General features: G+C 47.4%; 20 protein-coding genes, 1 riboswitch and 1 other annotated feature. Of the genes, 15 read left to right on the plus strand and 5 right to left on the minus strand.

The window, feature by feature from the left end; translation table 11 throughout:
• Nucleotides 1-71: 71 nt before the first annotated feature.
• On the minus strand, nt 72-1,640 hold the full coding sequence (gene pckA / locus B4C70_RS10540) for a phosphoenolpyruvate carboxykinase (ATP) (RefSeq protein WP_290779156.1): 1,569 nt from the start codon (nt 1,638-1,640) through the stop codon (nt 72-74).
• Nucleotides 1,641-1,874: 234 nt separating this feature from the next.
• A riboswitch (SAM riboswitch) is annotated at nt 1,875-2,001 on the plus strand.
• Between the two features lie 128 nt (nt 2,002-2,129).
• Between pckA and metK the strand changes: the two genes are divergently transcribed.
• The 3 genes from metK to B4C70_RS10555 all read left to right on the plus strand — a co-directional run bounded on the left by metK (nt 2,130) and on the right by B4C70_RS10555 (nt 4,747).
• The gene (gene metK / locus B4C70_RS10545) at nt 2,130-3,338 is read left to right on the plus strand and encodes a methionine adenosyltransferase (RefSeq protein ID WP_023469108.1); all 1,209 of its coding nucleotides are present in this window, start codon (nt 2,130-2,132) and stop codon (nt 3,336-3,338) included.
• A 137-nt stretch (nt 3,339-3,475) separates the two neighbouring features.
• A complete protein-coding gene (locus B4C70_RS10550; RefSeq protein ID WP_290779159.1) occupies nt 3,476-3,964 on the plus strand; it encodes a GNAT family N-acetyltransferase in 489 nt (162 codons plus the stop codon).
• 78 nt (nt 3,965-4,042) lie between these two features.
• Nucleotides 4,043-4,747 (plus strand): serine aminopeptidase domain-containing protein, encoded by a 705-nt coding sequence (locus B4C70_RS10555; protein WP_035406117.1) that lies wholly within the window; start codon nt 4,043-4,045, stop codon nt 4,745-4,747.
• 50 nt (nt 4,748-4,797) lie between these two features.
• Here the strand turns inward: B4C70_RS10555 and B4C70_RS10560 are convergent, their stop codons facing one another.
• On the minus strand, nt 4,798-5,394 hold the full coding sequence (locus tag B4C70_RS10560) for a class I SAM-dependent methyltransferase (protein WP_290779249.1): 597 nt from the start codon (nt 5,392-5,394) through the stop codon (nt 4,798-4,800).
• Nucleotides 5,395-5,547: 153 nt separating this feature from the next.
• On the opposite strand from B4C70_RS10560, the gene B4C70_RS10565 reads away from it, so the two are divergent.
• The 5 genes from B4C70_RS10565 (at nt 5,548) to B4C70_RS10585 (ending at nt 12,506) form a co-directional block, all read left to right on the plus strand.
• Complete coding sequence (locus B4C70_RS10565) at nt 5,548-6,726, plus strand: MDR family MFS transporter (RefSeq protein WP_290779161.1); 1,179 nt, start codon at nt 5,548-5,550, stop codon at nt 6,724-6,726.
• A 183-nt stretch (nt 6,727-6,909) separates the two neighbouring features.
• A complete protein-coding gene (locus B4C70_RS10570) occupies nt 6,910-7,944 on the plus strand; it encodes a peptidoglycan bridge formation glycyltransferase FemA/FemB family protein (RefSeq protein ID WP_290779163.1) in 1,035 nt (344 codons plus the stop codon).
• Nucleotides 7,945-8,039: 95 nt separating this feature from the next.
• A complete protein-coding gene (locus B4C70_RS10575) occupies nt 8,040-8,684 on the plus strand; it encodes an HAD family hydrolase (RefSeq protein ID WP_290779168.1) in 645 nt (214 codons plus the stop codon).
• Between the two features lie 38 nt (nt 8,685-8,722).
• Nucleotides 8,723-8,945: a binding site (T-box leader), on the plus strand.
• 46 nt (nt 8,946-8,991) lie between these two features.
• A complete protein-coding gene (gene leuS / locus B4C70_RS10580) occupies nt 8,992-11,397 on the plus strand; it encodes a leucine--tRNA ligase (RefSeq protein WP_029342384.1) in 2,406 nt (801 codons plus the stop codon).
• A 131-nt stretch (nt 11,398-11,528) separates the two neighbouring features.
• On the plus strand, nt 11,529-12,506 hold the full coding sequence (locus B4C70_RS10585; protein ID WP_290779172.1) for a hypothetical protein: 978 nt from the start codon (nt 11,529-11,531) through the stop codon (nt 12,504-12,506).
• 59 nt (nt 12,507-12,565) lie between these two features.
• Here the strand turns inward: B4C70_RS10585 and B4C70_RS10590 are convergent, their stop codons facing one another.
• Nucleotides 12,566-13,837 (minus strand): NAD(P)/FAD-dependent oxidoreductase, encoded by a 1,272-nt coding sequence (locus B4C70_RS10590; protein WP_050678607.1) that lies wholly within the window; start codon nt 13,835-13,837, stop codon nt 12,566-12,568.
• A 192-nt stretch (nt 13,838-14,029) separates the two neighbouring features.
• Between B4C70_RS10590 and B4C70_RS10595 the strand changes: the two genes are divergently transcribed.
• Together B4C70_RS10595 and B4C70_RS10600 are read left to right on the plus strand one after the other, a co-directional pair.
• Nucleotides 14,030-15,694, plus strand: a complete 1,665-nt coding sequence (locus B4C70_RS10595) for a putative polysaccharide biosynthesis protein (RefSeq protein ID WP_290779175.1) — start codon at nt 14,030-14,032, stop codon at nt 15,692-15,694.
• Entirely contained in the window at nt 15,681-16,400 is a 720-nt protein-coding gene (locus B4C70_RS10600) for a pseudouridine synthase (protein ID WP_290779178.1), read from the plus strand. The genes B4C70_RS10595 and B4C70_RS10600 overlap by 14 nt, the downstream gene beginning before the upstream one ends.
• 60 nt (nt 16,401-16,460) lie before the next feature.
• Here the strand turns inward: B4C70_RS10600 and B4C70_RS10605 are convergent, their stop codons facing one another.
• Both B4C70_RS10605 and B4C70_RS10610 read right to left on the minus strand, forming a co-directional pair.
• Nucleotides 16,461-17,093: an SDR family oxidoreductase gene (locus B4C70_RS10605; RefSeq protein ID WP_290779181.1), complete on the minus strand. Its 633-nt coding sequence runs from the start codon at nt 17,091-17,093 to the stop codon at nt 16,461-16,463.
• 108 nt (nt 17,094-17,201) lie between these two features.
• Nucleotides 17,202-17,420 carry a DeoR family transcriptional regulator gene (locus B4C70_RS10610; RefSeq protein ID WP_023469095.1) on the minus strand — a complete coding sequence of 73 codons (219 nt, stop codon included), beginning with the start codon at nt 17,418-17,420 and terminating at the stop codon, nt 17,202-17,204.
• 321 nt (nt 17,421-17,741) lie between these two features.
• Here B4C70_RS10610 and pepV point away from each other — a divergent pair, with 321 nt between their 5' ends.
• The 5 genes from pepV to pulA are packed head-to-tail and all read left to right on the plus strand — an operon-like array spanning nt 17,742 to nt 23,927.
• Nucleotides 17,742-19,139, plus strand: a complete 1,398-nt coding sequence (gene pepV / locus B4C70_RS10615; protein WP_290779184.1) for a dipeptidase PepV — start codon at nt 17,742-17,744, stop codon at nt 19,137-19,139.
• Nucleotides 19,140-19,198: 59 nt separating this feature from the next.
• Nucleotides 19,199-20,347, plus strand: a complete 1,149-nt coding sequence (locus B4C70_RS10620) for an MFS transporter (protein WP_290779187.1) — start codon at nt 19,199-19,201, stop codon at nt 20,345-20,347.
• Between the two features lie 8 nt (nt 20,348-20,355).
• Nucleotides 20,356-20,874, plus strand: a complete 519-nt coding sequence (gene thpR / locus B4C70_RS10625; protein WP_290779190.1) for an RNA 2',3'-cyclic phosphodiesterase — start codon at nt 20,356-20,358, stop codon at nt 20,872-20,874.
• Between the two features lies 1 nt (nt 20,875).
• Nucleotides 20,876-21,751 carry a hypothetical protein gene (locus B4C70_RS10630; protein WP_231925647.1) on the plus strand — a complete coding sequence of 292 codons (876 nt, stop codon included), beginning with the start codon at nt 20,876-20,878 and terminating at the stop codon, nt 21,749-21,751.
• Entirely contained in the window at nt 21,723-23,927 is a 2,205-nt protein-coding gene (gene pulA / locus B4C70_RS10635) for a type I pullulanase (protein ID WP_290779193.1), read from the plus strand. Before B4C70_RS10630 ends, pulA begins: the two co-directional genes overlap by 29 nt.
• Nucleotides 23,928-23,944 lie beyond the last annotated feature (17 nt).

Raw genomic sequence — 23,944 nt, forward strand, 5'->3', positions numbered from 1 at the left:
GACTCAGATTTTTTAGTTACTTGATGTAAATTCGGTGTCTATCTTTTTGATGCAAGTCAGAAAACTCTACTTTATAGGCGCGGACCAGCTGACTTGATCGCATCCGTCGCACTCTCGAAACGAAGGAAATTGTTCTGGAATTTCTCAGCAAGCGAACGCGCTTGTGTGTCGTATTCGTCCGGATTCGACCAGACGCGTACCGGGTTGAGTAACTCACTTGGAACACCAGGAACTTCGAGCGGCATATGAAGTCCAAAGATCGGGTGTTCTTCTGTTGGAATCGTTGCAAGTGTGCCGTTAACGGCAGCGTTGACCATCGTCCGTGTATAAGATAGCTTCATGCGGCTACCTGTTCCGTAAGCACCGCCTGTCCAGCCCGTGTTGACGAGATAAACGGTAACACCATGACGATCAATCAATTCGCCGAGCATCGTCGCATACTTTTCAGGCATCAGTGGAAGGAATGGTGAACCGAAGCACGTCGAGAAGGTCGCTTCTGGTTCCGTGACACCGCGTTCTGTTCCAGCGAGTTTTGATGTATATCCTGATAGGAAGTGATACATCGCTTGTTCTTTCGTCAATTTGCTGATCGGAGGCAAGACGCCGTACGCATCAGCTGTCAAGAAGACAATCGTCTTCGGATGACCAGCGCGTGACGGAACAGCGATGTTATCGATTGCAGTGATCGGATAAGCAGCACGCGTATTTTCCGTCAACGATGTATCATCGTAATCAGGATGACGGGCTTCGTCGAGTACGACGTTCTCAAGGACGGTTCCGAAACGGATCGCGTCAAAGATTTGCGGTTCTTTTTCACGCGATAGATTGACCGTCTTCGCGTAACATCCGCCTTCGATGTTGAAGACACCATCGTGCGACCAACCATGCTCATCGTCACCGATCAATTGACGGCTATCATCGGCTGAAAGGGTGGTCTTACCAGTACCAGATAGACCGAAGAACAAGGCGACGTCGCCTTCGTGTCCGACGTTTGCCGAGCAGTGCATCGAAAGGACGTTTTCTTGTGGCAAGAGGTAGTTCATGACGGAAAAGATCGACTTTTTGATTTCTCCAGCGTATTCCGTTCCACCGATCAAGACGATCCGGTGTTCGAACGACATCGCGATGAACGTCTCGGAGTTCGTTCCGTCAACGGCAGGATCTGCTTTGAAATGTGGCGCGTAGACGACCGTGAACGGTTCGAAGGCAGCCACTTCAGGATACTCGCGTAAAAAGAGTTGTTTGGCAAACAGGTTATGCCAAGCATATTGTGTGAGCACACGGACCGGAAGGGTGAAGTGCGTATCTGCTCCAGCAGCAGCTTCTGTGTAGTAGAGATGATCAGCTTCGTTCATGTAACGAAGAACCTTTTGCAACAATTGTTCAAATTTGTCTCCATCCATTGGTTGGTTGACATGACCCCAATCAATGTGAGACTCGCAGGAAGAATCACGGACGATGAACTTATCTTTTGGTGAACGACCTGTAAATTTCCCCGTTTCTACAGATAATGCGCCGTTCTCAGCAAGGACACCTTCTTCGTTTAGAATCGCATGTTCGACAAGTTCAGCAACAGATAGTTGTTTGAACACATGCTCTTTCTTGAGTAGTTCTTCGATATTCAGGACCGTCATCGGCATCCTGACCCCACCTTTCCCCTACGTTGGTTTTGGCTCACTGTATTTAGCATGACACATTTATTATATGTGACATACTAAAGAGAGAGCAATCATTTTCTAGTGCTGATTTCTATTTATCTGGAAACGCTTTCAGCATTAACAGTTTAACATCTCTTTCAAAAAGTTTCGACTAGAATTTGAAACCTTGCTTGACAGAGTAGTTACAACTTTATATCATGTAATTCGTAACGGATACTCTTATTCTGAGCAGGTGGAGGGAACAAGGCCCGAAGAAACCCGGCAACCGTCCTACATTAATTCACATATTAATGAGGGAAAAGGTGCTCTCCTGAAGCGAAGTAAACACTTCGAACGATAAGAGGGTAAAGGAAGAACGCACAACCTTTCCCTGACCATTTTTTGGACTTGGAAAGGTTTTTTTCATTTTACCGTCCCACTCAACTAGGGGAAATGAGTACACCGTCAAATTCTTTTTTGGGAGGGTCATACATGACAAACCTTAATCGCCGACTATTCACGTCGGAGTCAGTCACTGAAGGTCATCCAGATAAAATCTGTGACCAAATTTCGGATTCAATTCTTGATGCAATCCTCGCAGCGGATCCAAACGCGCGTGTTGCGGCAGAAACTTCTGTTACAACAGGTCTCGTTCTCGTTGCAGGTGAGATCACGACATCCACTTACGTCGACATTCCAAAAGTCGTTCGTGAAACGATTCGTGAGATCGGTTATACACGCGCGAAATACGGTTTTGACGCGGACACATGTGCTGTATTGACATCAATCGATGAGCAATCAGCAGACATCGCTCTTGGTGTAGACCAAGCGCTTGAAGCACGTGAAGGTAGCATGTCTGATGCAGAAATCGATGCAATCGGTGCAGGAGACCAAGGTCTCATGTTCGGTTACGCAACGAAAGAAACACCAGAACTCATGCCACTTCCAATCTCGCTTTCACACCGTCTCGCACGCCGTTTGGCAGAAGTGCGTAAAAACGGTCAACTCGACTACCTTCGTCCGGACGGAAAAACACAAGTCACGGTCGAATACAACGAGAACAACGAGCCGGTTCGTGTCGATACGATCGTCATCTCGACACAACACGCGGAAGAAGTTACGCTTGAGCAAATTCAAGCTGACTTGAAAGAACACGTCATCACACCGGTCATCCCGGCTGAATACATCGACGCAGCAACGAAATTCTTCATCAATCCAACTGGTCGTTTCGTCATCGGCGGACCACAAGGAGATGCTGGATTGACGGGTCGTAAGATCATCGTTGATACGTATGGTGGATACGCACGCCACGGCGGTGGAGCATTCTCAGGTAAAGATCCAACAAAAGTCGACCGTTCAGCTGCATACGCAGCACGTTACGTCGCGAAGAACCTCGTTGCTGCAGGTCTTGCAGATAAAGCAGAAGTTCAACTCGCGTACGCAATCGGTGTCGCGCACCCAGTATCAATCGCGGTTGACACATTCGGTACAGGAAAACTTCCTGAAGCGCAACTCGTCGAATTGGTTGCTGAAAACTTCGATCTTCGTCCGGCTGGAATCATCAACATGCTTGATCTCCGTCGTCCGATCTATCGTCAAACAGCTGCATACGGTCACTTCGGTCGTACAGATGTTGAGCTTCCATGGGAACAAACAGATAAAGCAGCAGTTCTTGAAGAACAAGCAAAACGTTTCGCATAATCAAAAAGTCCGAGAACCCTACGCGGGTTTTCGGACTTTTTTGTTTCCGCGGAACTTTGCAGGAAACGAATGTTTTTTCTAGAAGAGGGTAAAAGTACATGAGTCGATTCGTATGAATACAAAGGGGGGTTCCGATTATGGAAATACGCGAAGCTATTCCAGCTGATGCAGGACATATTCATGACATTGCCGTCACATCTTGGTTGGATACGTATGCAGAAATCTATTCCGAACGTTCGAAAGCGCATTTCGTGCAGGAGGCGTATCCGCAAGAAGAAGTCGTTCGTGCGATCCGGACGGCGGAAGAAGCACGGGGAGAGTATTTTTATGTCGGAATCATCGACGAGGAAATCGTCGGTTTCATTCATGCTGTTGATGTCGAAGGAACGTGGGAGATCGTTCGTCTGTACGTCTTACCGAAATATCAGCAAAACGGAATCGGAAGACGATTGATCCGTGAACTCGAACGACAAGGAGCCGTCCCACTCGAAGTATACGTGGAAGCACGTAACTATAAAGCGCGTCAATTCCTGACCTCATTTGGTTTTGAAGAACTTAGTGAGATGACGGAAGAAGTGTTTGGGCAAGCGGAATCAGTCGTTCGTCTTCGCCATGTTGCCTCGTGAAATCCGTCTCGGGACGGTTTCGTTTGCGTTTGAAATAAGGTATCGTGAAAAGGAAGTATGAAGTGAAGAGGTGAGTTTGTGGTTGAACAACCAACAGGAATCATCGTATTAGTCTATCCGTTACAACTGCGTGCCCGTCCGAGTGAAGCTTTGATTCGAGTACTCGAAAGAGAGTATGAAGTGCTACTCGTCGACGCACCACGTCGCATTTCGTTTGAAGAGCACGGTCAACTGTTAAAAGAAGCATTACGCGAAGCAGGAAAACGAAAGCTACCGATTCATATCATCGCCTGTAGCATGGGCGCACTCGTCGTCAATCGTCTGTTGCAAGAATATGAACTACCAGTCGCAAGTCTTGCGTTCGTTTCACCATTGTTTGATTGGCATCCGTCGAAACAACTCGGAGGTGTCAAACAAGTCTTCGCGAGTGCGTTTGATCGTTTCCGTCCCGATGCGCCACTCGGTACGTTGCCGTTTGGTCAAAGTACGGAAGATACCGTTCGCATCGGTGAACTGACGTATGCGCAGTACCGGGAAATCGAAGAAGAGATCGTCGTACATGACGAGGAACGAAAAAAACTGCCTCGTGTAAACTTGGCTTGTTTTTATGCACCAGACGATCAGTTCGCAGACGTCAAACTGACGCTTGAAGTATGCCGGAAAATGGGTGGCGATCAGATTTACTTACAACGTCTACACGGTTTCCCGCATTTCAGCTTTGAACGGTTGAATACACGGTTTGCGGAAAAATTATTGTTGTTTTTTAAATTAGTCGAAGAATGAAAAAAGTGATGGTTTCCATAGCGGAAGCCATCACTTCTTTATTTCTACTGTCAGCGCACTTTTTTCTCGATCGCGATGATAAACGGGGGATGATTTTGTTGATTCAAGAAACGGTACTGGAGAACGGCATAATCTTGCTGATCAAGGGCTGTGACGTAATCGAGGACAGCGTCGCGTTCACGTTTTCCTTCCAGGTGACCGTGATAGACGACGAGGACGACAAGACCGCCGGGAGCGAGGACTGGGAGGAGGGCATCGAGTGCTTCAAGCGTCTCTTCTCCGGTCGTCGTGATTGATTTGTCGCTTCCAGGCAGGTATCCGAGATTGAAGACACCGGCGCGGACAGGACGTTGTTCGTCCGAAAGACGGGCACCGACATGGATATGGCTTTCATGATAAAGGTCGACGCGTGCTAACATTCCGGCTTCGTCGAGACGTCGCGTCGATTCCTCAATGGCTTGTGCCTGGACGTCGAACGCAAGAACCCTTCCTTCTGGACCGACGCGTTCTGCTAAAAACTGTGTATCATGTCCATTTCCGGCAGTCATATCGACGACGCAGTCTCCGGGTTCGATAACGGACTCGAGTAATTGTTTCGTATAAGGTAGTACACGGGCAAGTGACATGGCATAGACTCCTGTTCCTATGGTCTGTTTTTCTAGTAATGGTTCAGTATGTGCAAGATTCTTTCTGCATTATATCATTTTTTGATTCGTTGACGAAAAGCGAAGTGGCTTGACAGCTAGGGGACGGATTGCGTAAAGTGGCAAGGTTGAGAATGAAATAGGAGGACCACAGGTATGCCAAAATTACCAAAAGCGGTCTGGATCCTCGTCCTTGCGATGGCCATCAATACGACGGGATCCTCTTTTTTATGGCCGTTTAATACATTATATATTCATGAATATTTAGGAGAGTCGATGACAAAAGCAGGGATGGCGTTGTTCGTCAACTCGGCCTTAGCAATCGTCGGAAACTACTTAGGTGGAAAAGCGTTTGACCGTCTCGGTGGCAAGAAGACGCTTGTCATCAGTGTCATCGGACTTGTCCTGTCTTCTGTCGGCTTGTTGCTGTTTCATCAGACGTACCTCGGATACGTCGCGATGCTTGGATTGATTGGATTCGTCGGTGGGATGGTTTTTCCGACGATCTACGCGATGACGGGTGTCATTTGGCCTGAAGGCGGGCGTCGTGCCTTTAATGCGATCTATGTCGCACAAAACGTTGGTGTAGCGCTCGGGACAGCTGTCAGCGGTCAAATCGCTGCCTTTTCGATTCAGTACATCTTCATCGCCAATCTTGTCCTCTACATCGCTTTTGCCATCATTTTGTTCGTCGGTTTGTCCTGGATTCAGGCACCGGCTCGGATGCATGCGACCCATGACGAGATCGAAACGACACGCACACCCCTTGCACGCGGTGCGGCACGGACGATGTTGCTCGTCTCGATTGGTTATGCCTTACTTTGGTTCGTTTATGTACAGTGGCAAGGAACCTTTGCTGTACACACGAAATCGCTTGGTGTCACGATTTCCGAATACTCGATTCTTTGGACGATTAACGGAGCACTCATCGTGTTCGCACAACCTTTACTAACACCAATTCTTCGTTGGTTTGGAGATGACTTAAAGCGACAATTGATGACCGGTACAGGAATCTTCCTCTTGTCTTATCTGATCGTTCCGTTCGCAGGAGGATTCAAGATGTTCCTCGTCGCGATGATCATCCTGACGATTGGTGAAATGTTCATCTGGCCAGCGGTTCCTGCCATGGCAGCGAGACTCGCGCCAATCGGAAAAGAAGGAGAATTCCAAGGGTACGTCAATATTGCTGCTTCAGCGGGGCGAATGATCAGTCCGACCGTTGGAGGGTTGATCTACGATGTATCCGGTATGTCAGCGGTCTTCTTGACATTGATTGGATTGATTCTGTTAGCGGGCGTCGTCTTCCTTCGTGCCATTCCAAAAATCACATCATGAACATCATCTGTAAGACAGCGGACATTATGACCGCTGTCTTTTGTTACGTCATTAGTTCCAAAATCATAAAATAAACATTTAATAATATGGAATATTTCGGCAAAGAAACGGGTACTTTTTAATCAAGAACTTGAAAAAGAAAGGTCATATGAACGTTGCTTCTTTTTGACTGGAGGTGCACGAATGGAAAGGTGTCAATTCATCACAGATGCCGCAACTTGGACGACACACGTACAGCAACAGCCTCTTGATATCTTCTACAGTCACCAATATGTCACGCTCAACGCTAGACCGTCTGAGCAAGCGGTGCTATTCCGTTATGAAGGTGATGCAGGAACACTGTTCTATCCCTTTTTAAAGCGCCGGATTTTTGATACGCCTTATTCAGATTTCATCACGCCGTATGGCTATGGTGGACCGGAAATCATCGGTCAACTGACTGCGACTGAAATGCAGCATGCACGCTTATTGTTTGAAAGATGGGCAGATCGAGAAGAGATCGTCTCGGAAATGATTCGCTTTAATCCATTGACGGGTAATGAACGCTTCATGCGGGATTGGACGAAAGTCTCCTTCATCCGTCATACGACGAGTATCGATTTACGCCCTTCAATAGAGGATATCATGCAGACATTTCATAAGAAGACGAGAAGTATGATTCGCAAATCGCTTGCCTCTCCTTTAACCGTTAGAACAGGAACACGAGATGACCTACCTGTCTTTGTAGCGTTGTATCATGAAACGATGGACCGAAAGAATGCTTCGGCTCATTACTATTTTACGGACAGTTATTTTGAACAATTATTTGAAGCAAATCCACTCTGTGAGCCATTGTTACTGATTGCGGAAATCGACGGAGAACCTGTTGGTGGATACTTCGTATTGCTTGGAAAAGAATATGCCCACGGTCATTTGATTGGGTGTAAGCGGGACGAAGCGAAGATGTTCCCGAATCAGCGACTCGAGTACGAAGCGATTCTTCAGGCGAAAGCACGCGGTCTCGTCGAACAACATCTCGGGGGTGGATATCAAGAACGGGATAGTCTCTTTGAGAGTAAATGCCGTTACACCGGGTATCGTTTATTTGAGTATCATCAAGGAAAATCGATTCTTCAACCAGCCATATACGATCAGTTATGTGTACGATACGGGTCAGATGCTGATTCGGATTATTTTCCAGCTTACCGACAAACCAGTGTCCAAATGGCGACAAGTTAAACAGTAACTAAATGAAGAAGGCGAAACGACTACATCGTGTAGTCGTTTTTTTTGATATGCTGAAATCATGATAGATCAATTGAGGGGGATGTGTCTTGAAAAAACGAGGTCTTATTTTTGATATGGATGGGGTCATTTTAGATAGTGAAATTCGCTACTTCGAGGTCCATCAGCAGATGTTCAAAACGTTATCGATTCCGCTCGATCCGATTCAGTATGCGACGTTTATGGGAAAAACAGGTGATGAGATGTGGGAAGAGCTTGTCGCCCAGCATCAGCTAAAAGAAACAGCTAGTGCGTTACTAGAAGAAGAACATCGGTTGTTTCAAATTCATGCAAAACCGGAGGAATGTGGTTTAAAAGAGGGAGTCAAACAAGTCATCGAGCAAGCGGCGTCTCTTGGTTACGATATCGGGATTGCCTCCTCGAGTTCGCTTCAAAAAATCGAACGCGTCATCCGTCATTATAAGCTTCCAATCAAGCATTACGTCAGTGGAGAAGAAGTCGTGCGTTCAAAGCCTGATCCTGCGATTTTTCATCTTGCAGCATCACGAATCGGGCACGCGCCTGAAGATTGTCTCGTCATTGAAGACGCTGCAAACGGGATGATCGGCGCAAAAGCAGCAGGCATGGAAGTGATTGCGCTTCTCGATGATCGGATGCCGATGCAACGTCTAGAACAAGCGGATCATGTAGCACGATCGCATGCAGAAATCGAGGAAATTTTACGGAAGCGTTGACGCTTGAGGAAGAAACAGATTACACTAGGAAAAGATAGTCAATTGCATGGAACTGAAGTAGTAGGGGAAAGGCGCCGTCAAGAGAGCTGGTGGAAGGTGCGAACCAGTCGGTAACAACCGTGAACTCGTCAGGGAGCACGATTCGTGAAGTCGTAGTAGCGAATCCGGTCTTTCACACCGTTATCCGTGAATCAAGCGGTCTGTCATAGACAGACAACGTGGGTGGTACCGCGGAAGCCAAACCGGTCTTTCGTCCCTATTCCTAGGGGCGGAGGACCGGTTTTTTTAGATTAGAGGAGGAAAAGACATGCCGTACAATCATCGCGAAATCGAACCAAAATGGCAGGCGCGTTGGGATCAAGACAACGCCTTCGTCACGACAGAAGATCCAGAAAAAGAAGGGTTTTATGCCCTTGATATGTTCCCGTATCCGTCAGGTGCCGGTCTCCACGTCGGTCACCCGGAAGGCTACACAGCAACGGATATCCTCGCACGGATGAAACGGATGCAAGGATATAACGTCCTTCACCCGATGGGATGGGATGCGTTTGGATTACCAGCAGAGCAATATGCCCTCGATACAGGGAATGACCCACGTGAATTCACAGCGAAAAACATCGAGACGTTCAAGCGTCAGTTGAAAGAACTTGGATTCTCCTATGACTGGGATCGTGAAATCAACACGACAGATCCGAAGTACTACAAATGGACACAGTGGATCTTTACGAAGTTGTATGAAAAAGGACTTGCGTTCGTGGACGAAGTCGCGGTCAACTGGTGCCCAGCACTCGGAACCGTTCTTGCGAATGAAGAAGTCATCGACGGATTATCTGAACGCGGAAATCATCCGGTCGTGCGTGTCCCGATGCGTCAATGGGTCTTGAAAATCACGGAATATGCGGATCGTCTTCTTGAAGATCTCGATGACCTCGATTGGCCGGATTCTGTCAAAGAGATGCAACGGAACTGGATCGGAAAATCAGAAGGTGCTGAAATCGACTTCACGATTGATGGACACAAAAAACAAGTCACGGTCTTTACGACACGTCCGGACACAATCTTTGGTGCGACGTACCTCGTGCTTGCGCCGGAGCATCCATTCGTAGCTGACATCACGACAGCGGATCACAAGGAAGCCGTCGATACGTACATTTCGCAAGTCCAAACGAAGTCGGACCTCGAGCGGACGGATTTAGCGAAGGAAAAAACAGGCGTCTTCACGGGTGCTTTCGCCGTCAATCCAATCTCAGGTGATCGTCTTCCAATCTGGATCGCTGATTATGTCCTTGCTTCGTACGGAACGGGTGCAATCATGGCGGTCCCAGGACACGATGAGCGCGATCATGAATTCGCGAAACAATTCGACTTGCCAATCGTTGAAGTCGTCGCGGGTGGAAACGTCGATGAAGCAGCCTATACAGGAGAGGGCGAACACGTCAACTCGCATATGCTTGATGGTCTTGGAAAACAAGAAGCAATCGAGACGATGATTGCTGAACTCGAAACGAATCAAGTCGGACGTAAGAAAATCACGTATCGTCTCCGCGACTGGTTGTTCAGTCGTCAACGGTATTGGGGCGAGCCGATTCCAGTCGTTCATATGGAAGATGGTTCGATGAAGACGCTCAGTCAAGAGGAGTTACCGCTTGAACTTCCAATCATTCCGGAAATCAAACCGTCTGGTACAGGCGAATCACCACTTGCGCTTGCGGAAGACTGGTTGGATTATACGGATCCTGAAACAGGAATGAAAGGGCGTCGCGAGACGAATACGATGCCACAATGGGGCGGAAGCTGCTGGTATTATCTCCGTTTCATCGATCCGCACAATGAAGAGGCGATCGCGGATCCAGAAAAATTAAAATACTGGCTTCCAGTCGATATTTACATCGGTGGTGCGGAACACGCCGTTCTCCACTTGTTGTATGCGCGCTTCTGGCATAAAGTCTTGTATGATGCAGGCGTCGTACCAACAAAAGAACCATTCCAGAAGTTGTACAACCAAGGGATGATTCTTGGAGAGAACAACGAGAAGATGTCGAAATCACGCGGTAACGTCATTAATCCGGATGAAATCGTTAAATCGCATGGTGCGGATACATTACGCTTGTACGAAATGTTCATGGGACCACTCGATGCATCAGTTGCCTGGTCGGAGAACGGTCTTGACGGGGCGCGTCGTTTCCTCGATCGTGTCTGGCGCTTGTTCGAACGGACAGCAGACATTCAGGACGTCACAGAAGTCGATGCTGACTTCGAGCGGACGTACCACCAGACAGTCAAGAAGGTCACGGAAGACTTCGCGAACATCCAGTTCAACACCGGAATTTCGCAACTCATGGTCTTCGTCAACGAAGCAAACAAACAGCCGGTTCTTCCACGTCACTTCCTTCGTGGATTCATCCAATTGTTAACGCCAGTCGCACCACACCTTGGTGAAGAACTCTGGGAACAACTTGGATTTGAAGAGACATTGACGTATGCAGCATGGCCAACATTCGATGAATCGAAACTCGTCAGCGATACGATGGAATTCGTCATTCAAGTGAACGGAAAGGTTCGCTCGAAAATCGAAATCAACATCGATGCGACAAAAGAAGAAATCGAAGCACTTGCCTTTGCTGATGAAAAGACACAAGAATGGATCGGCGACAAAACAGTTCGTAAAGTCATCGTCGTACCGAAAAAATTAATCAATATCGTGGCAAACTAATCCATAGCCCCTTTCATTCGTTTGATGCGAATGGAGGGGGTTTCTTCATTTCCGTCGCAAGTCCGCTTTTTTTTTCAACGACCTTCTGCTACACTGAATCAGAAACCGAGAAAGAAAGGCGAGTACCATCAATGAAACGATCTTATATAGTCTATACAACGATTTTTGCTGTCGTTTCGGGGTTGATCCTTTGCGTACTGCTCGTCTTCTCGAAGCCGGAGACGTTATCACGTATTCAAGAAACGTTCGCGAAAATCGAGACGCAATCAAAGCATCAGGCAGCCGTTAAACAGGTGCCACCGAAAACGCCTTCAGCTATTCCGAACCCGGAAGAGCCATTAATCAAAAATGTCCAACACATGTTATATGATGATTCCATTGGTTCGTACCTCGTCGTCACAGACGATTATCGTTTCTTTGAAATCAGTGGAACCGGAGAACGCATCAACGCATCTTTCCAGTTAGAAGAAGGAAAGTTGTTGCTCGCTGGTTTAGACGGTATGACGCTCGTTGACGGGGAGACAGTCGCGCTATTGACGTCGAATCAGATTCTGGTCACGATTACGCGAAAAGACGGTGTCTGGAGCGAAGAAAAACGTGAAAAAGTACAAGGAACGACGATACGGGATAGTTTCCATGGTCTTGGATATGATGCGAAGAAAAAAGAATTCTATACGATTAATCATATTCGAGCACTGGGACGAGTCGAGGTGACTTATTTCGCGATGAAAGAGGATAAGATCAAGATTGATCCTGACGCCTCGGAAAAGAAAAAACGTGCATTGAAGAAAAAACAGAAACCGTCTTATCTGTCAGTCATCAAACGTGAGAAGATTGAAGCGGCGAGTGGGATGCGAAGTGATGCGAAGAAATCGTTCGAGTCCGAGTTCCGTCCGATTGGTCTTGCTGAACGACAAGGTCGGATCTACACACTCGATTCAGAAGCGCTCTATCTCTATTCGATCGATCGAAAGGACAAAACGATCACGGGCGAGACAGCCAGTCCGAAAGTATATGGTTCGAAAGGGATTTTCGTGCAAGATAATGAGTTGTTCGCATTAGTCGTCACGGATAAATTCTCAAGCCGATCGTTTACACCGATTGATTAAATCCTGACAGAACAAGACCCGATTCCTCTGCTAAGCAGAAGAATCGGGTCTTGTTCATATTAAAAGACAGTATCACGTGCCATCTCTGCGGCGTGACTACCGGCGCAATGACCCGTCACGAATGCAGCGGTGATGTTGTAACCACCTGTATAGCCGTGGATATCAAGAATCTCCCCGGCAAAGAATAACCGCTCCGCTTTTTTCGACATCATCGTCTTTGGATCAATCTCTTTGATTGAGACGCCACCACCCGTGACGAAAGCTTTATCAAAGTCGAGCGTTCCCGTTGCTTTAAGTGGGAATCGCTTTAATTTTTGCAAGAAGTCCGTCCAGTCCTGTTTCTTGACTTGTGTGCAGACTTCATCGCCAAAGCCGATTTGAGCAAATAAAAGTTCAAGCAGACGTTCCGGCACGAAGCCGCGGAGAGCGTTGCGTACCGTTTTCTTGGGATTTGCTGCAAGCGCGGCTTGGAAGCGTTCGGTTAACGCACCGAGTGATTCGTCCGGGAAGAGATCGATTGATAAATGGACAATCGTCTCCTTCGAACGTTTGCGCTCCTTGATCGTGTACTGGCTACAGCGTAAAGCAATCGGACCGCTTAAACCGAAGTGGGTAAAGAGTAAGTCACCCGTGTGTGTTTTGATTGCTTTATCTTTTTTGCCGTGGACCGTTAAGGCGACGTCACGTAGCGACAGCCCTTGTAATGTTTTTTCATGAATGAACGTATCACCTAACAAAATCGGAACTTCCGTTGGGAAGAGTTCCGTGATCGTATGACCCGCCTTTTCAGCCCACGGGTAGCCGTCACCTGTCGAACCGGTATGTGGAACGGATTGTCCGCCGACTGCAACGATGCAACTTTTTGCTTCAAGACGCATGCCATTTTCTAAGATGACAGCTGCAAAAGAACCGTCTGGATGGAAGTCGAGCGTAGCGACCTGCGCGTCTGTTTGAATCTCGGCACCATGCGCGCGGATTTGATCGATCAATACACGGACGACATCTGCTGCTTTATCCGAGACAGGAAACATCCGTCCATTGTCCTCTTCTTTGAGGGCGACACCAAACCCTTCGAAGAGTTCGATGATCGATTCATTATTGAATTGAGAAAAGGCACTATAAAGGAAACGTCCGTTTCCTGGAATCGACTGGACGAGTTCATCGAGTGGTTTTCGGTTCGTGACGTTACAACGTCCGCCGCCAGAGATCGCAAGCTTCCGACCTAATTTATTTCCTTTATCAAGCAGGAGTGTTCGAGCTCCAGCCTGTAAAGAGGCGAGCGTTGCCATCAAGCCGCTCGGTCCGCCTCCGATTACGATTACATCGTACATAAGGTCACCTCATTCATAGAATTCTGCTTGTTTCACTTTAGCAGAAGTTGCGACTGTAAACAAACCGTCTCTTTCAATTCAAGATAGACAGCGGTATAATGATTTGCAATTGTGTACGAGAGAACTTGTATAATGAGACAGTCACGATCAGAGTGTCGAGTTTAAAAATTAGAAAGCGTGAGGGATGTTACCATGTCCACAGTCAGTAATAAGCAGTCTACTTCTTCCGGCAATTCAGGATTCGTTCGTGGAACGATGCTCCTGTCCGGTGCGTCACTGATTTCCCGCGCACTGGGTTTGATTTATCTCTTTCCGTTTCAGTTCATGGTCGGCGCGACAGGCATCATGTTCTATACCTATGCCTATAACTATTATGCAATCATGATCGGACTTGCGACAGCGGGGATTCCTGTCGCCGTCTCGAAATTCGTCGCCAAATACAATGCATTAGGAGAATATGATACGAGTGAACGGTTATATCGGTCTGGTCTGAAAATCATGTCCTTGACCGGGATTGTTTCCTTCCTCGCTTTATTCTTTCTCGCACCGTATTTAGCACATCGGGCCATTCCGGGTGGTGACGTTGATTCAGCAGCCTACGTTGATGCCGTCACGATGACGATTCGTGGCGTGAGTTTCGCTTTACTCTTGATTCCACCGATGAGTATGACCCGAGGTTACTTCCAAGGATATCAATCGATGGGACCAACAGCGATTTCGCAAATCTTGGAACAAATCGTCCGGATCATCTTCCTGCTTGCAGGAGTCAGCATCGCGATTTATATCTTTGATTCAGGTGCAGCATTTGCCGCAACGATTGCAACGTTCAGTGCATTCATTGGTGCAATCGGTAGTGTCGCAGTTCTGATCTATTATTTCCGCAAACGTGCCAGCGGCTTGCAGGAACTACGTGCTACTCAAACCGTCCGTTCGCCGGATCGCCCGTTAACGGATTTGTATAAGGAATTATTGACGTATGCGATTCCAATCGTCATGGTCGGTCTTTCGACACCCCTTTATCAAGTCATCGACCAGAATACGATGAATGCCGCATTACAAAGTATCGGTTACACGCTCGAAGCGGCCGGAAACGCGACTGCCTATCTGATTGCGGATAGTCATAAGATCGTCTTGATTCCGGTGTCGGTCGCAACAGGATTGTCATTATCTGCGACTCCACTGTTGACCGCCTCCTTTACGCAAGGGGATATGCGGAAAGTACGGGCTCAAATCTCACAGATTTATCAACTCGTCTTTTTCGTGACGATTCCGGCAGTCGTCGGGATGATTCTCCTTAGTGAAGAAACGTTCCATGTACTCTTCCCGAAAGATCAAGCGGCCTGGGTTTATCTATTAAGTTATGCGCCGAGTGCGTTGTTCCTTGCCTTGTATTCTGTTACGGCAGCCGTCCTTCAAGGAATTAACCGTCAGTACTTCACGATCATCGCAACATTTGCTGGACTACTTGCGAAGTATCTCTTGAATGCGCCGTTGATTCATTTGACTGGTGATGGAACGGGTGCTGGTTATGCGACGATCATTGGTTATCTCGTTGCGACGGGATTGATGTTCTTCCGGATCACACAAACGGTGAAGTTCCCATTCAGTACGGTCTTGCGCCGGACATCTTTGATTCTAATCATCAGTGCATTGATGGGAGCAGGTGTTGCACTCGTGAAGTGGGGAATGGTGTCCTTCTTACCAGAGACGACATGGGCATCTCTGTTGATCCTGATCATTGGTGCGGCAGTTGGAATCGTGATTTTCGCTGGACTCTCGATTTGGAGTGGATTAGCAGAAGTCGTATTAGGACGTAAAATTTCATTGAAACGAGGACGAGGTCATGCGTCTAGATAAACTATTATCCAACATGGGGGCAGGCTCCCGAAAAGAAGTAAAACTTTTGCTCAAGGCAGGGGCAATTCAAGTCGATGGTGAGATCGTACGTGATCCGAAACAACATGTCGATGTCGAGACGCAACAGGTTCTGATGTACGGCGAATCGGTCACGTATCAAAAATACATCTACTTGATGATGAATAAACCACCGGGTGTCATTAGTGCGACGGAGGATAAACGAGATGAGACCGTCATTGATCTATTGTTTGAAGACGTGACGTATTTCAAACCATTTCCGGTCGGACGACTTGATAAGGATACAGAAGGCTTATTGTTACTGACAAACGATGGAGCGTTCAATCATGCCTTGATGTCTCCGAAGAAACACGTCGAAAAAACGTATTACGCGGAAGTGACAGGTGTATTGACGCAAGAAGACGTCGAGGCAATTGCGGAAGGCGTCACCTTAGAAGACGGTTATCAAGCAAAGCCAGGAAAACTCGTCATCTTATCGACGACAGAAACAGATTCAACGCTTGAATTGACGATCACAGAAGGGAAATTCCATCAAGTCAAACGGATGATGCTTGCCCTCGGTAAAGAGGTCACGTTCTTGAAACGACGCTCGATTGGTCGCTTGGAGCTTGATCCGGCACTTGAACTCGGGGACTACCGTGAACTGACACAAGAGGAATTGGCGTTATTTGATTGGCTACCTGAATAAGCAAAACGAAAAGGCGATGGAATGAATGTGCATTCCATCGCCTTTTATTGTGGGATTCAATTATTGATTACGTAGTGCTTCTGCGATCGGATAAGGACCGCTGAGTACTTCGAATACACGAGACTGTGTCGGGTGATCAATCAAGTGAACGAACAGCGCCGCCACATCGTCACGAGACACCTTACGATCTTCGTGTGAATCAAAATGCTCTTTCGTTTCAACAGTACCTGCTGGGTCATCGTAGCTGAGTGGACCGGGACGGACGATCGTATAGTCGAGTCCGCTTTCTTTTAGGTGAGCGTCTGCTACTGCTTTCGATTCGAGATATACTTTTAGTTCGCCTTTCGGTTCTTCCGTACCGACTGAACTGAGCATCAGAAAACGATCGATCCCGTTCGCTTTTGCTGCATCGATGACTTTGATTGCACCTTCTTGATCGACGGCGCGTGTCAATTCGTCCGATGCGCCACCAGCACCCGCTGCAAAGATGACGACGTCCGCGTTACTGACGACGCCACTGACATCCTTCGTCAAATCCCCAAGTCTGACTTCAGATGCACCGAGTGCGATCAAATCGTTGATTTGATTTTCTTCCCGTACGACAGCGATCGCTTGGTGATCTCCTTGTTTAGCGATCAATTCGACCATTTTGCGTCCCGTTGTTCCGTTTGCTCCAATGATTAAAATATTCATGCTTATCATCTCCTTCTCCCAATAGCTATACCCCACGTTTTAAAAAAGATAACAAAAAAAGACGCGAAGAATCGCGTCATCGAAAGATATACATAGTGAAACATTGGATCAACCCGCTTGCTTTTGTTTCTTACTCGACGTCCATGTACCGCGTCGAGGGCTCACAATGAGATTGTTGTATTCGAGCACGTTCAAATCCCGCTGGACGGTCCTTGAAGTGATGCCAAACTCTTCAACCAACTCTGCTGTCGTAGTAGCTCCGTTCTCTTGGATGTAGAGATAGATCGATTTAATCCGGGTCAACATACGGTCTGTAGAATCTTTCATTGGTATAACCACTCCCCCAATGGATAGAATAGTGTTCTAAAGCTTCGGGTGACAAAAGACAATGCAATATCCAGTTGTTTCGCCTTTAGTATAACGTTTTGATATTAAAATGCAAGTAATTTAACCGAACGTTTTCATAAAAAACATATTCAAATAGTTTGTAAAGTCGACGATTCAAGTTTTATTTCAGATGAATGTTCGTCATTTCAATAAATAAAAAAGAAAACAGAATTTGGATGTTCGTATCTGAACGAATATTCGCTATACTAGGAAGGTGTATAGGAAACGAATCCAAAACCCGTAATGAAGGAGCGAAATCAGATGGTGAATTGGAAAGAAGAAGTACTCGCACGTCGCGAGGATTTATTAGAAGATTTAAAAGAACTATTACGGATTCCGAGTGTACTCGACGAATCCACGATCGAAGAGGGCGCGCCGTTTGGTCATGAAGTCAAACGTGCCCTCGATTGGATGCTCGCGACAGGGGAACGCGATGGGTTCACGTCAAAAAATGTCGATGGGTATGCAGGACATTTGGAGTATGGTCAAGGGGAAGAGTTACTCGGTATTCTTTGTCACTTAGACGTCGTACCAGCTGGTGGCGATCACTGGACATACGGTCCATTCAACCCGACGCTTGTAGATGGAAAACTGTATGCACGTGGAGCAATTGATGATAAAGGACCGACGATGGCAGCTTATTACGCTTTGAAAATCGTCAAAGAACTTGGCTTACCACTCTCGAAGCGCATCCGTCTGATTGCAGGAGGGGATGAGGAGAGTGAATGGCGTTGTGTCAATCATTACTTCAAACATGAAGAGATGCCAACACTCGGTTTTGCACCAGATGCCGACTTCCCGATCATCAATGCGGAAAAAGGACTCTATGATGGGTTATTGATTCAAGGGAAACCAGCGCAAGCATCTGATACAGGTTACCATCTCGTTCGTTTTGAAGGTGGCGAACGTCCGAACATGGTTCCAGGTCATGCTCAAGCGCTTCTTCGTGTCGTCGAAGTAGGAACGCTTGAGACGGATTTCCATGCTTATCTTGAAGAACAAGGTTTGACAGGAACAGTCAAGCAAGAAACGGAAGGTCTCGTACTTGATGTCAATGGTGTCGCAGCCCATGCGATGGAGCCGGACAATGGTAAAAATGCTGCTTTACATTTGGCGCGTTTCCTCAATACGCTTCATTTGGATTCTAACGGTCGTCGTTACATTCAACTCGTGACGCATATGTTCCGGGATTCTCGCGGTGTAGCGATCGGTGTCGCTGCTTCAGACGAGACAGGTGACTTAACGATCAATGGCGGTGTATTCCGTTACGCTGAAGAGCAAGGAACGGCATCGATCAATATCCGTTACCCGTATACAGCAGACTTCACGGAACGTCTGCAAATCATTAAGGAAGCCGCGGCAGGATATGGTTTTGAATTGCAGACGCGGACGCATATGACACCGCACCATGTTGATCCAAACCATGAATTGATCAAGACGCTAAGTGCCGTTTATGAGCGCCACACTAACCAATCAGCTGATTTGATAGCAATTGGTGGCGGCACATATGCGCGTTCGTTGACGGCGGGAGTTGCTTTTGGTCCAGTCTTCCCGGGTGGTCCTGAAGTTGCCCACCAAGTCGATGAATATGTTGATTTTGATGAACTATTGCTTGCTGTCGCGATCTATGCAGAAGCGATTTATGAGCTCGCAAAATAATGATTGATGATCCCCGCATCGTAAAGATGGGGGGATTGCTTCTTGAAAGGAAGTTCCGTGTGAAAAATCGTCAAACCTATCATTTCCAAGCTTTATATTTCTTTATTTTCTTTGGACAAGGAGCACTCATTCCGTACCTCGCGCTTTATTTCTCAAACGACGCGTTCGGACTGTCGGCTTCAGAGATTGGAACAATCGTTGCGATTGGACCGATTCTCTCCATTTTTCTACAACCTGTCTGGGGAATCGCGGCGGATCGACTCGGGAAACCGAAACGACTTTTGCTCGTCGCGATGCTTGCTGCCGGTATTTTTACACTCAGTTACTTACTGACGTCTGTTTATCTACTTTTATTGTTGATTTCTTGTGTCTGGGCGTTGTTCCAGTGTGCGCATATTCCGCTCGTGGATACATTAGCGATCGAGTACACGCGAAAGCGTAAAGTGGATTACGGCGCTTTACGTCTTTTCGGCTCAGCAGGGTTCGCTTTAGCTGTTTTCATTCTTGGGCAAATCACTGAGGATGGCGGACTAAATCTGATTTTTTATGCAACCGGTGCAGCATGGGTTCTCGGTTTCCTTGTTCTGATCGGTATTGAAGAGACGGGCAGCGTCCATGTTTCAAATCAGCAATCCGTACCGTTAAAGCAGCTCTTTTCGAATCGGCGTTTCTTATTGTTCCTAGCAGGGGGGAGTTTGATCTTCGGACCCATCTTCGCCAATAATTATTACTTTGGTAGCTACGTCATGATTCGTGGCGAGACGACAGCACTCGTCGGAACACTATTCTTTGTCGCCGTTCTGTGCGAAATTCCGTTTATGCGCATCGCCACGCGTCTGTTATTACGCTTCGGAGCGATTCCGGTTCTTGTATTCGTCTCCTTGTTGTCGGCTGCGCGGACGGCGATGATTGCTTTAGAACTTCCAATCGTCATGCTGTGGGTATTATCTGCGATGCAAGGTATGATCGTAGGTCTGCTGATTCCTGTCGCCTTAGATTATGTCCGATCGCTCGTTCCAGAGACGATGGTCGCAACAGCTGTCAGTACATATATGGCAACGACGACGGGACTCGCGACCGCGTTGTTTAATCTGATGAGTGGTTTTGTACTCGAGAAGAGTACAATCTATATCGTCTTTTGGGTATATACAAGTAGTAGTATCCTAGGTGCGATTCTGTATGGTATCAGTGGTCGTATGAAGGAGTGAACGCGACGATGAGACAAGAACGACACTTTTTCATTGCCTTACCGATCCCTTCTAAAGATTTAGCGAATCTTGCTGAACGGTTATCGCTACCTGAGCACTTTCGTAACGTTTATACATTAGAAGAGTATCATCTAACACTTCGTTTTTTCGGTCCATTGGAGGAAAAAGAACAGCAGTCGTGGAAACAGCAGTTACAGCAGATCGCGCGTACGATGGAACCCTTCGTGCTACGATTCGATCGTTTAATCACGTTTGGTCGGAATGAACGACCACGCGTCTTAGGGTTCGGAACGGAATCGGAGGAATTGTTTCAATTAGTAGAACAGATTGATCCGAATTCGACCAGACCATTCGTACCTCATGTCACGATCGCGAAAAAATGGCGTACTGAGGCAGCTGAATGGGAGACGAGTCCGATCCGATCAGTAGAGTGGACTGTTCGTGAGCTCGTTCTATTTGAAGTACGACCAGAGGTTTCACCGCGGTATGAGCCGGTTTACCGGATTCATATAGGTGAAGAGGAATGAGGTGATCCCCATCGCAATTTTGATGAAACTATATGACTTAGATAGTCGATTTGAAAAAAATCCGCTAGAGATGACAAAACGATTCGGTGAACACCAGGCACTTGATTATGCCCATGTCTATCGCAGATGGGAAGCAGGAGAGTTGTTTCCAGGGGAGACGCTCATCCGTCCGAAGAAGTGGTGGCAAGTGATGAAAAAAAGTGAAGTTATTCAACTTCCGGGTAAACAATTATCTCGAAGAGCGTTTGATAAATGGTACAAAAAACGTCTCGAGTTACAAAAGCTCTTGAACGTCACTGGTGGAGCAGGGGAGGAGGACATTTGGCGGATTCCATTGAAACGTCATTTAGACTTCTATCAGATGTTGCATCTACTAAATGAACAATATGCGATGTTTTATCGAGCGGTCATCCAATATCAAGTCGGAGAAGTCGAATTGAGTCCGTTCGTCGTCGGTCCGTCCGCGATCTATATCATGGAATGGCTCGATGGCGACGAAAGTATCTATCATATCCGGCGAGATAAGTTATGGCGGGAGCAGCCGTTCAAGGCTTCTGCGAAACAAATTTTGAATCCGAACATCGGTTTAAAGCGGACAGAAGATATTTTACGGGTCGTACTCGGTCGAGATTACGTCTTGCCGATCGAACGAGTCATCCTCGCCCCTTCAGGTTATTTTGATCAAATTCCAAAGGAAACGACGACGACGTATGTCAATAAAGTCGATTTTCCGAACTGGGTGCAACGGATGAATGCGAATGCGACTCATACAAAGGCATTTCAGATGCGAGTGTGCGAAAAAATCCTAAAAGAGACGGTATCGATTCCGTTTCATATGGCGATTCAAAGTGAGGGACAGTCTCGAATCCAAGAGTAAGGGAGGGAGCGACGGCATTGTCGTTGCGAAAGAGATGACGAATCAAGAAGTAGCGATACCAGTGATCCGGGCGGAGTTCTTATCGTTCCAGAGCATCCGGGTCGAGGTCGAAGGCAATCCGTCAATCCACTGGTCGCTTGAATGTGATGGACAATCACTTGCGATCCAGCAAGTCGAGACACACCGTGAGGAACAACTGGTGCTTTATGAATTGACGGTTCTGGAACCGGTCGAGCTAGAATGTCGATATGAGGTATTTGGAGCAGGTCGGTCAATCCGCGTCGTTCCCGACCGGTTAGTCAGGACGGAAGCATTCGAGCGCAAGTACCGTTACGAAGGGAAGCTCGGTGTCTGGGAAGAAGAGGGAGCATTTCACTTTGCTGTTTGGTCACCGGTCGCAGAACGGATCATGTGTGTCGTGTACGATCAAGATGAACGGTTACTCGGAAAGCACGAAATGGAGCGACAAGAGCAAGGTGCTTATCATCTTCAACTGGAACAAGATATCGCAGAGTGCTGGTATCGGTATGAAGTGACGACATATCTTGGCACACAAGAGGTCGTCGATCCGTACGCTAGTGCGATATCGGAGAATGGTCGATACGGCGTCATCGTTGACGTCGAACGGACGATGACCAAGTGGTTCCCGAAGCGTGTCGCGCGTCCTCTGTTCGTCAAACCGTCAGACGCTGTCATTTACGAAGCGAATATCCGTGATTTCACGATCGATCACTCAGCTGGTTCAAGTCATCCGGGTCAATACGCGGGGATGACGGAACGAGGGACACGCTCTCCTCGCGGACATGCGACGGGACTTGATTATCTCCTAGATCTCGGGATCACCCATCTGCAATTGCTACCAGTCCACTTTTTTGAGACGACCGATGAACGGACACGGTCTCCATATAACTGGGGATACGACCCAATGCTTTGGTTCGGGCTAGCTGGGAGTTATGCGAGTTCGGTTGAACCACTCGTTCGTGTCAGAGAATACGCGGAAATGGTAGAGCGGCTCCATGAAGCAGGCATTCGTGTCACATTTGATGTCGTCATGAATCACGTTTTCATTCGAGAACGCTCCTCTCTCGAACAGCTTGTCCCTGGTTATTATTTCCGCTATGAAGTAGACGGAACACTATCGAACGGAACAGGTGTCGGAAATGATACCGCATCTGAGCGATTCATGATGCGCCGTCTGATCGTTGACTGTTTGACGTACTTTGCTCGAGTCTACCGGATTGATGCCTTTCGATTTGATTTGATGGGGATTCATGACATTGAGACGATGAATGATGTTCGCGCGGCGCTCGATGCGATTGATCCAACGATTCTGGTGTATGGAGAAGGATGGGATCTTGCGACAGCGTTACCGGAACGATTAAAGGCGATGAGTGCCTCCGCTGCGCAAATGCCGCGGATCGCCCATTTTAATGATGTGTTCCGTGACGCGTTAAAAGGATCGACGTTCAGTGAATTCGACCGAGGATTCGTTGCGGGAGATGGCTGGAAGGAAGGGGAGGTCCGAAACGGGATTGCGGGAAGTGTCCATATCGACAATCAAACGTACGGACGTTTTCCGGAACCTACCTATTCCATCAATTACGTCGAGGCGCACGACAATCATACGTTATACGATAAATTAAAGTTATCTTGTCCAGAGGCAGATGAACAGCAATTATTGCGGATGAGTCGCTTAGCTCAGACGATTGCCTTGTTTGCGCAAGGGATTCCGTTTCTTCACGCAGGTCAAGAGTTCTTGCGCACGAAACAAGGTGTTGAAAACAGCTATAACGCACCAGACGAGATCAATCGAATGGATTGGGAACGGCGGGATGATCATCTGTCCCTTGTCACATACATCAGGACGATTTTGCAGATTCGTAGAATGCATGGCGGATTCCGGTTGCACCGAGCGAATCAGATTCGCGAGTTGCTTCATTTCATCGACTTACGTCCGGGTGTCATTGCTTATGAACTTGGAGCGGTCCACTCGTATGATGCATGGCAACGCACGCTCATCGTTTACAATACGACGCGCGAAATCGTTGAAGTCTCACTTGATCATTCGCGCTGGAATGTGCATGTACAAGGGGATAAGGCCTCGGTCGACCCGCTTCTGAAAGGTGTCGACAGGATTCAGGTCCTTCCGTTGTCAACGACGATCGCAACGTGTTAAGATAAGCATTGTGCCTT

It is taken from the genome of Exiguobacterium sp. UBA5002 (assembly GCF_002396765.1).
Lineage (GTDB): Bacteria > Bacillota > Bacilli > Exiguobacteriales > Exiguobacteriaceae > Exiguobacterium_A.

Coding starts and splice junctions, on each gene's coding strand:
- B4C70_RS10550 (WP_290779159.1), top strand. CDS start 3,476: ATGGAAATACGCGAAGCTATTCCAGCTGATGCAGGACATATTCATGAC.
- B4C70_RS10610 (WP_023469095.1), bottom strand. CDS start 17,420: ATGAAAGATTCTACAGACCGTATGTTGACCCGGATTAAATCGATCTAT.
- B4C70_RS10585 (WP_290779172.1), top strand. CDS start 11,529: ATGAAACGATCTTATATAGTCTATACAACGATTTTTGCTGTCGTTTCG.
- pepV (WP_290779184.1), top strand. CDS start 17,742: ATGGTGAATTGGAAAGAAGAAGTACTCGCACGTCGCGAGGATTTATTA.
- B4C70_RS10595 (WP_290779175.1), top strand. CDS start 14,030: ATGTCCACAGTCAGTAATAAGCAGTCTACTTCTTCCGGCAATTCAGGA.
- B4C70_RS10605 (WP_290779181.1), bottom strand. CDS start 17,093: ATGAATATTTTAATCATTGGAGCAAACGGAACAACGGGACGCAAAATG.
- B4C70_RS10600 (WP_290779178.1), top strand. CDS start 15,681: ATGCGTCTAGATAAACTATTATCCAACATGGGGGCAGGCTCCCGAAAA.
- thpR (WP_290779190.1), top strand. CDS start 20,356: ATGAGACAAGAACGACACTTTTTCATTGCCTTACCGATCCCTTCTAAA.
- B4C70_RS10590 (WP_050678607.1), bottom strand. CDS start 13,837: ATGTACGATGTAATCGTAATCGGAGGCGGACCGAGCGGCTTGATGGCA.
- pckA (WP_290779156.1), bottom strand. CDS start 1,640: ATGCCGATGACGGTCCTGAATATCGAAGAACTACTCAAGAAAGAGCAT.
- leuS (WP_029342384.1), top strand. CDS start 8,992: ATGCCGTACAATCATCGCGAAATCGAACCAAAATGGCAGGCGCGTTGG.
- B4C70_RS10565 (WP_290779161.1), top strand. CDS start 5,548: ATGCCAAAATTACCAAAAGCGGTCTGGATCCTCGTCCTTGCGATGGCC.
- B4C70_RS10570 (WP_290779163.1), top strand. CDS start 6,910: ATGGAAAGGTGTCAATTCATCACAGATGCCGCAACTTGGACGACACAC.
- metK (WP_023469108.1), top strand. CDS start 2,130: ATGACAAACCTTAATCGCCGACTATTCACGTCGGAGTCAGTCACTGAA.